General features: G+C 73.3%; 6 protein-coding genes. 4 read left to right on the top strand and 2 right to left on the bottom strand.

The window, feature by feature from the left end; genetic code table 11:
• Nucleotides 1–264 precede the first annotated feature (264 nt).
• Nucleotides 265–576, bottom strand: coding sequence for a hypothetical protein (locus ACQPY0_RS41025; protein WP_432973694.1), 312 nt, complete (start codon nucleotides 574–576; stop codon nucleotides 265–267).
• A 445-nt stretch (nucleotides 577–1021) separates the two neighbouring features.
• On the opposite strand from ACQPY0_RS41025, the gene ACQPY0_RS41030 reads away from it, so the two are divergent.
• From ACQPY0_RS41030 to ACQPY0_RS41045, 4 genes are all read left to right on the top strand, one after another.
• The gene (locus ACQPY0_RS41030; RefSeq protein ID WP_432973696.1) at nucleotides 1022–2392 is read left to right on the top strand and encodes a lysine N(6)-hydroxylase/L-ornithine N(5)-oxygenase family protein; all 1371 of its coding nucleotides are present in this window, start codon (nucleotides 1022–1024) and stop codon (nucleotides 2390–2392) included.
• A 74-nt stretch (nucleotides 2393–2466) separates the two neighbouring features.
• Nucleotides 2467–3798 carry a salicylate synthase gene (locus ACQPY0_RS41035; RefSeq protein WP_432973698.1) on the top strand — a complete coding sequence of 444 codons (1332 nt, stop codon included), beginning with the start codon at nucleotides 2467–2469 and terminating at the stop codon, nucleotides 3796–3798.
• Between the two features lie 28 nt (nucleotides 3799–3826).
• A complete protein-coding gene (locus ACQPY0_RS41040; RefSeq protein WP_432973700.1) occupies nucleotides 3827–5506 on the top strand; it encodes an ABC transporter ATP-binding protein in 1680 nt (559 codons plus the stop codon).
• Nucleotides 5503–7257, top strand: a complete 1755-nt coding sequence (locus ACQPY0_RS41045; protein ID WP_432973702.1) for an ABC transporter ATP-binding protein — start codon at nucleotides 5503–5505, stop codon at nucleotides 7255–7257. The genes ACQPY0_RS41040 and ACQPY0_RS41045 overlap by 4 nt, the downstream gene beginning before the upstream one ends.
• Here the strand turns inward: ACQPY0_RS41045 and ACQPY0_RS41050 are convergent.
• Nucleotides 7221–8117, bottom strand: coding sequence for an alpha/beta fold hydrolase (locus ACQPY0_RS41050; protein ID WP_432973704.1), 897 nt, complete (start codon nucleotides 8115–8117; stop codon nucleotides 7221–7223). The genes ACQPY0_RS41045 and ACQPY0_RS41050 overlap by 37 nt on opposite strands.
• Between the last annotated feature and the right edge of the window lies 1 nt (nucleotide 8118).

Consider the following 8118-nt stretch of genomic DNA (forward strand, 5'->3'; position numbering starts at 1 on the left):
CGGATGGGTCGATTAGTACAACGCGAGACGCCTGCGCTCAACCCTCGGCGACGCCCCGCCCCGGCGAGCTCGAGGCGCCGTACTTACACTCACCACGAAACGACTCGCCGGCAGTAGCCCGGACCTCTGGCTTCAGCATGTCCGGCTGGCCTGGCACCTGCTGCGTCCGGGCGGCTGGCTCGTCGCCGTCGTCCCCGACAACCTCGCCTGGCGCGACGACACGCAACAGCAGCAGGCACGGGCGCTCCTCGAGCACCACGGCAGTCACACGCCGTTGCCCGCCGACGCGCTCACCGCATCCGGGCCGACGAGCCCATGCCTGATCGCGCGGCTGACCAAACCGCTCCGCAGCGGCCAGCCCGACGCAACAGCCGCGGCGGCCGCCACGCCGGCGAGCTGCTCATCGCCGCCGCCCGCGCCTTCTACAACCAGGCCATCGTCGACGCACTCATCCAGGCCACGGAGAGCCCGGCCCACCGGTCCGCAAACCCGGCGGCTGCCCAGCACCCGACGGGCACTGACACCCGACGAACTGACTGAGATCAACCTGGTCGTCCGCACCACCGGCAACGACACCGTCCTCGACGCGCTCCTGCTCCGCCTGCACACCGAAACAGCCTGCCGGCGCGGTGGCGCCCGGGGGCTGCGCCTCCAGGACCTGGACGCCACCGGGTGAGGACCCGCTCCACCCGTCCCGACGGTGATCTTGACGGCTCCTCGGCGTCGACCCGACCATCCTGGCGCTCTCCGACGCGACAGCGCCGAGCGGCGCGTGTGGCCACCACGCGGATAGGGCCATGAGCGCGGCGTTGCCTTATTGCGCAACGGCTGCGGAGTGGATTCATATCACTTCGCAGAGCATCGACCAAGCCCTCGACACGCCACGTAAGTTAGCTTAGCCTAACCAAATCGGACCTCGCCGGCTCCGATGGGCGTGCGGTTCAACGAGGCACCATGTCGCACGTCGTCCGACCCGTTCGCTGAACCGCGTCACGCGGCCAGCCCAAGTGATGGGATCGACATGTCACAGGCTCTCGCAGCGGACACATCGACCGACCCGTTACCCGTCTTCGACCTGATCGGGATCGGCTTCGGGCCGTCGAATCTGGCGATGGCGGTGGCGGTGAGCGAACACAACGCGCAGGTGTCCAGGGATGCGGCAGTCACCGCGCACTTTCTGGAGCGACAACCGCGCTTCGGCTGGCACCGCGGGATGCTGCTGGAGGACGCGACGATGCAGGTCTCGTTCCTCAAGGACCTCGTCTCCCTGCGCAACCCCGCCAGCCGGTACAGCTTCCTGTCGTACCTGCACGACCGGGGGCGGCTCGTCGATTTCATCAACCACAAGACGCTGTTCCCCCTGCGTGCCGAGTTCCACGACTACCTCGAGTGGGCGGCGGAGAAGGTCGACGACCTCGTGTCCTACGGCCACACCGTCGCCGACATCCGTCCGGTGGTGCGCGACGGCGTGGTCAGGCTCCTCGATGTCGTCGCCGCGCCCGACGCGCCCGGTGAGGCCCCGGTCGTCTACCGGGCCCGCAACGTCGTCATGGCGCCGGGGCTGGAGCCGTTCCTGCCCGACGGCAGGTCGAGCACCGCCCAGGTCTGGCACAGCGACGAATTGCTGCACCGGGTCGACGACCTGCCCCGCAGCGGCTCGACCCGGTTCGTGGTGGTAGGCGCCGGCCAGAGCGCCGCCGAGGTCGTCGCCTTCCTCCACACCCGGTTCCCGGCCGCCCAGGTGTGCGCGGTCTTCTCCCGGTACGGGTACAGCCCTGCCGACGACAGTCCGTTCGCCAACCGCATCTTCGATCCGGCCGCCGTCGACGACTACTTCGTCGCCCCGGGCCCGGTCAAGCAGCGCCTGCTGGACTACCACCGCAACACGAACTACTCGGTGGTCGACCTGGACCTCATCGAGGAGCTGTACCGGCGGTCGTACCAAGAGAAGGTCCACGGCGTCGAACGGCTGCGGTGGTTCAACCTGTCGCAGATCACCGATATCGAGGAGACCGCCGACGGGACCCGGGTCGCGGTCCACTCGCTGTCCACGGGCGAGACGACCACATTGGACGCCGACGTGGTGGTCTACGCGACCGGATACCGCCCGGCGGACCCGACGCGCCTCGTCCACGACGCCGACCGGTTCTGCCTGCGCGACCCGCAGGGGCGGCTACGGGTCGCCCGCGACTACCGGGTGGAGACCACGACCGCGATGGAGTGCGGTATCTACCTCCAGGGCGGCACCGAGCACACCCACGGGTTGACGTCGTCGCTGCTGTCCAACACAGCTGTCCGGTCCGGGGACATCCTGCAGTCGGTGCTACGTCGCCGCGACCCCGAGGTGGTCGCGCGACCGGGCTACGTCGCGACGTCTGCCGGCCAGCCGTGACAACCGACACGGTGCCGCCCCAGCCGCTCGGCGGCGGGCTGACCGACCCGCCGCACCGACGACAAGGAGATGGTGTGACCGAGTACGTCCGTGAAGAGATCGCGACAGGGTCGTCCGATCCGCTGAACCTGGCAACCCGGCTGGCGCGGTCCGGATTCGACGACTACGTCGTCTACGAGCGTGCGGGCACGTGGACGTTCGCCGGGGACGCGCTCGCCACGGTGACCCTCGACGCGCGGCGGGTACGGGTCGAGTCCGGCGGCGAGGTCACCGAGCGGTCGTGGTCGGGCTCCCCCGCTCAGGCGTTGCACACGACGCTGTCGCGGCTGCCGATCGCGGGCTGGCGGGCGTACGGCCGGGTCGACTTCGGGTTCGCCTCGCTGGTGCCGGGACTGGCCCTGAACGGTGCCGCCGAGCCCGACGGCGTGGCAGTCCGGCTGATCGTTCCGCGCGTCGAGGTGACCCTGGAGGCGGGCCGGGCCGTGGTGCGCGGCGTCGACGCGGCGGCGCGCGCGCGGGTGCGCGACCTGCTGACCGCCGACACCGCGCCGGAGGTCGGGCCGGCCGCCGCCGTCGACATCACCGCCGACGGCGCCAACTACCGCGAGCGGGTCGCGCAGGCGGTCAAGGAGATCCGGCAGGGTCAGTACCAGAAGGTCATCCTGTCCCGGTCGGTGCCCATCCCCTTCCCGGTCGACGTCGTGTCCACCTATGAGCGGGGCCGCCGCGGCAACACCCCCGCGCGGTCGTTCGTGCTGCGCCTGGACGGCGCGGAGGCGGCCGGCTTCAGCCCCGAGATCGTCGTGTCGGTCGACCGGACGGGCCACGTCGTCACGCAGCCGCTGGCGGGCACCCGCGCGTTCGGCCGGGGCGCCGCGCTGGACGCGGCGGCGCGTCGCGAGCTGGAGAACGACCCGAAGGAGGTCTTCGAGCACGCCGTCTCCGTGCGCACCTCCCAGCACGAGCTGCGCGGCATCTGCACGCCGGGATCCGTGCGCATCGGCGAATTCATGGGGGTCAAGGAACGGGGTTCGGTACAGCACCTCGCCTCGTTCGTCAACGGCGACCTCGCCGAGGACCGCTCGGCGTGGGACGCGCTGGAGGCCGTGTTCCCGGCGGTGACCGCGTCGGGCATCCCGAAACGTGAGTCGCTGGACGCGATCGCCCGCATGGACGACCGTCGCGGCCTCTACTCGGGTGCGGTCGTCGCGATCGACGCCGACGGCTCGCTGGACGCCGCCCTCGTGCTGCGCGCGGTGTACCAGGAGGACGACAAGGCGTGGCTGCGCGCCGGAGCAGGGATCGTGGTCGACTCGACGCCGGAGCGGGAGTTCGAGGAGACCTGCGAGAAGCTGGGCTCGGTCGCGCCGTTCGTGGTGCCCGCAGCAACCGTCCGCCTTGCCTAGGTCGGGCAAGCCTCGCCAGAATTCGTCGGTGCCGTCGCCCGGCAGCTCCCTGCTGCGCGCCGCGCTCCGGCGCAGTCGCCGCCCAGTGGTGCTGGGTTCCCTGCTCGGCACCGGCTACCAGGCCGGCGAGGCACTCGTTCCGGTGCTGATCGGCGTCGTGATCGACCGGGGGATCGCGAGCGGTGACGCCGCCGGGCTCGCATGGTGGCTGGCGGTGCTCGCCGCGACCTTCCTGACCCTGTCGCTGTGCTGGCGGTTCAGCGCCCGGCAGGCCCTCCATGCGGCGACCGGCGTCGAACGCGACCTGCGGATGCGGCTGGCCGGGCGGATCCTCGACGCGCGCGGCGGCGCGGAGGCGGGCCGCCCGCCCGGGGCCGTGATCAGCATCGCCACCTCGGACGTCCGCCGGGTGTCCGAGGTGGCGTTCATGGTTCCCCGCGGGATCGCCGCGGTGGTCGGGCTGCTGGTCGCGGGCACCGCGCTGCTGACGATGTCCGTGCCGCTCGGGCTGCTGGTCCTGCTCGGCACACCCCCGCTGCTGTACCTGGTGCAGCTCGTGAGCCGGCCCGTCGAGCGGCGCAGCGCGACCCAGCAGGAGGAGGCCGCCCATGCCGCGGGAGTCGCGGCCGACCTGGTCCGCGGGGTGCGGGTGCTGAAGGGCATCGGTGCGGAGGAGCACGCCCTGGCGCGCTACCGTCGGGTCAGCCACCGCTCGCTGGGCGCCACGGTCGCCACCGCCCGCGCCCAGGGCGGGTACGAGGGCGCCGTGCTGGCGTTGAACGGCCTGTTCCTCGCCTTGGTCGCATTCGTCGGCGGCCTGTTGGCGGTGAACGGGTCGCTCACCGTCGGCGGGCTCGTCTCCGCCGTCGGCCTCGCGCAGTTCCTCGGCGGGCCGATGCAGGTGGGGGGTGAGCTGGCCGCGGTGTTCGCGGTCGGTCGCGCGTCCGCGGACCGGATCGCGGGCGTGCTCGACGCGCCGCGCGCGGTGACCGGCGGCGAGGCCACGCCCACCGCACCCGTGCGCGGCGAGCTGCGCCTGGAAGGGGTCGCGGAATCCGCGGACGGCCTCGGCGTCGACCTGGTCGCCCTCCCGGGCACCATGCTCGGGGTGGTCACCGATCCGCCGATGGCCTCGACGCTGCTGGCCTGGCTCGCCCGGGAACGCGATCCGGACCGCGGGCGGCTGCTGCTCGACGGCCGCCCGTTCACCGAACTGGACCCGCACGCGCTGCGGGGCGCGGTGCTCGTCTCGGCGCACGACGCCGACCTGTTCACCGGCACCCTCCACGAGAACCTGACGGCGGTAGCCGTCGGCGACCCTGCCGGCGCGATCGCGGCGGCTGCCGCGGACACCGTGGCCGCCGCCCAGCCCGACGGGTACGACACCACGGTGGCCGAGCGCGGCTCATCACTGTCCGGAGGCCAGCGCCAGCGGGTGGCGCTGGCGCGCGCGCTCGCCGCCCACGCCCCCGTGCTGGTCCTGCACGACCCGACGACCGCCGTGGACACCGTCACCGAGGCCCGGATCGCCAAGGGCCTGCGGACACTGCGCGCCGGCCGCACGACCGTGCTGCTGACCACCAGCCCGACGCTGCTGGCCGCCGCCGACACGGTCCTGGTGCTGCGGGACGGGGCGGTGGCCGCGGCCGGCACGCACGCCGCGCTGCTGCGCGACGACGCCGACTACCGGGCTACGGTGCTCGCATGAACCCCCAGATCCTTCCCGTCGCCACGCCGGCCCGCGTGCGCCGGGCGATGTGGGAGCTGATCCGGCCGCACCGCACGACGGCGGTTGTCGCACTGCTGACCCTGGCCGGGTCCGCCGCGGTCAGTCTGCTCACGGCGCCGCTGCTCGGCCGGGTCGTCGACCTCGCCGTCACGGCCCGCACCGGGGGCAACGCGGGCCCGCTCGCCTACCCCGTGCTGGCGCTGGCCGGGGTCGCCCTCGTGCAGGGAGCGCTCGCCGTCGCCGGGTTCGTGCTGGTGGCGAAGGTGGGTGAGCGGATGCTCGCCACGCTACGCGAGGAGTTCGTCGATCACGCGTTGCGCCTGCCTCTGGCCCGGATCGAGCAGGGCGGGTCGGGTGACCTGACCTCGCGCGTCACCCACGACGTCTCCACCGTCAGCGAGGCCGTCCGCTCGGCGTTCCCCGACTTCGCCCGGTCGGCGTTGGTCATCGGACTGACCATGGTCGGGCTCGCGGCGCTGGACTGGCGCTTCGGGGCCGCCGCGCTGCTGGCCGTCCCGGTGCAGGCGTGGACCGCCCGCTGGTACGTGGGCCGCTCCGGGCGGGTCTACGCCGAGGAGCGGGTCGTGACCGGCGCGGAGCAGCAGCAGCTTCTCGACAGCGTCGGTAGTGCGCGCACGGTGCGGGCGTTCCGCCTGGCCGACCCGCACCTGGCCGCGATCCGGGCCCGCGTAGACGCGTCCATCGACGTCGCAGTCCGGCTGCTCCGGCTGCACACCCGCTTCTTCGGCCGGCTCAACCTCGCCGAGCTGATCGGACTCTCCGCGGTCCTGGTGGTGGGGTTCCTGCTGGTCCGGTCGGGCGACGCGACGATCGGTGCGGCCAGCGCCGCAGCACTGTATTTCGCGAACCTCTTCGGCCCGATCAACGCGCTGCTGTTCCTGCTCGACCGGGTACAGTCCGCGACGGCGGGGCTGGCCCGGCTCGTCGGGGTGGTCGACCTGGAGCCACCGGCCGAGCCGCTCCACCCGGTGCGGGCCGCCGACGGGTCGGTCAAGGCCGTCGCCGTCGGGCACTCCTATGTGGACGGACACGACGTGCTGCACGACGTCGACCTCGACGTCCCGGACGGCGCCCGCGTCGCCCTCGTCGGGGCGAGCGGCGCCGGGAAGACCACACTGGCCGCGATCCTGGCCGGGATCCGCCCGGCGACCCGGGGCGCCGTGCACCTCGGCGGGATTCCCCTCGCCGACCAGGGCCAGGCCGACCTACGGCGGACCATCGCGCTGGTCACGCAGGAGGTGCACGTGTTCGCCGGCACCCTCGCCGACGACCTGCGGCTGGCCGCACCCGCCGCCACCGACGCCGAACTCCGGGCGGCGCTGGCGACCGTCGACGCGCTGGGCTGGGCGGAGCAGCTTCCGGCGGGCCTGGAGACCGTCGTCGGGGCGGGCGGGCACGAACTGAGCGTGGTGCAGGCCCAGCAGCTCGCCCTGGCCCGCCTCGTGCTCGCCGATCCGCCCGTCGCGATCCTCGACGAGGCGACGGCCGAGGCCGGCAGCGCGGGCGCGCGGCGGCTGGAGGGATCGGCCCGGGCGGCCCTGGAGGGCCGCACCGGGATCGTGATCGCGCACCGGCTGACCCAGGCGGCCACCGCCGACACCGTCGTCGTGATGCACGAGGGCCGGATCGTCGAGCGGGGCACGCACGACGAACTGCTCGCCGCGGGCGGGCACTACGCCCGGCTGTGGGAGGCGTGGACCGCTGCCTGAGCGCAGCCGGAGCCGCCCAATGGCTGAGGCGAGCAGAGGCCGGCAGACCCCCTCTGAGCGAGGAAATCCAGGATCACCGCGTTGACGGCCTCCGGCCGCTCCAGGTACCCGAGGTGCCCGCAGTCCGCGATCTCAACGTGCCGCGCGCCCGGGACGATCGCGGCCACCTCCGCGGCGAGGTGCGGTGCGATCAGCCGGTCGTCGGCGAACCCCACCGCCAGCAGCGGCACCCGGATCGCCGGGTAGGCCACGCGACGGTCCACGTCCTCGCCCAGCGCCAACTGGGCCCGGACCCCCGGCGTCACCCGCGACCCCGTCAGCTCGTACAGGTCCAGCCAGTCCTGCACGGCGACCTCGTCGCGCATGGTTGCCGGGGACAGGTTCAGGTGCGCGGTGACAGCCGCGTGGTACCGCGGCGGGAGCACCACGCCCGCGTCGTACAGCGCCCGCTCCCCCGCCGAGAGGGTGCGCCCGACCGGGTCGATCCGGGCGTGCGCGGCGAGCGCGACCGCGCAGCGGACGAGATCGGGCCGGGCCAGCGCGAGCTCCTGGGTGATCCGGGCGCCCAGCGACGTGCCGATCACGGCGGCCGGGCCCCCGCCGAGGTGTTCGATCACGGCCGCGGTGTCCCTGACCATGTCGTCGATCGTGAACCCGTCGGCGCACTCGTCCGTCGGGGCGATGCCGCGGTTGTCAAAGGTCGCGACCCGGTGGCCGGCGGCGACGAGCGCAGGCACCTGGTGCAGCGACCACACCCGCCCCCGGCTCCCGGTGCCCATGACAAGCACGGCGAGGGGCCCGTCGTCGGGGCCGGCCACGTCAAGGTGGATCCGGATGCCGTTCAGCGCGACCAACGGCACG

Source organism: Dactylosporangium sp. CA-233914 (genome assembly GCF_050942935.1).
In the GTDB taxonomy this organism is placed as follows: domain Bacteria; phylum Actinomycetota; class Actinomycetes; order Mycobacteriales; family Micromonosporaceae; genus Dactylosporangium.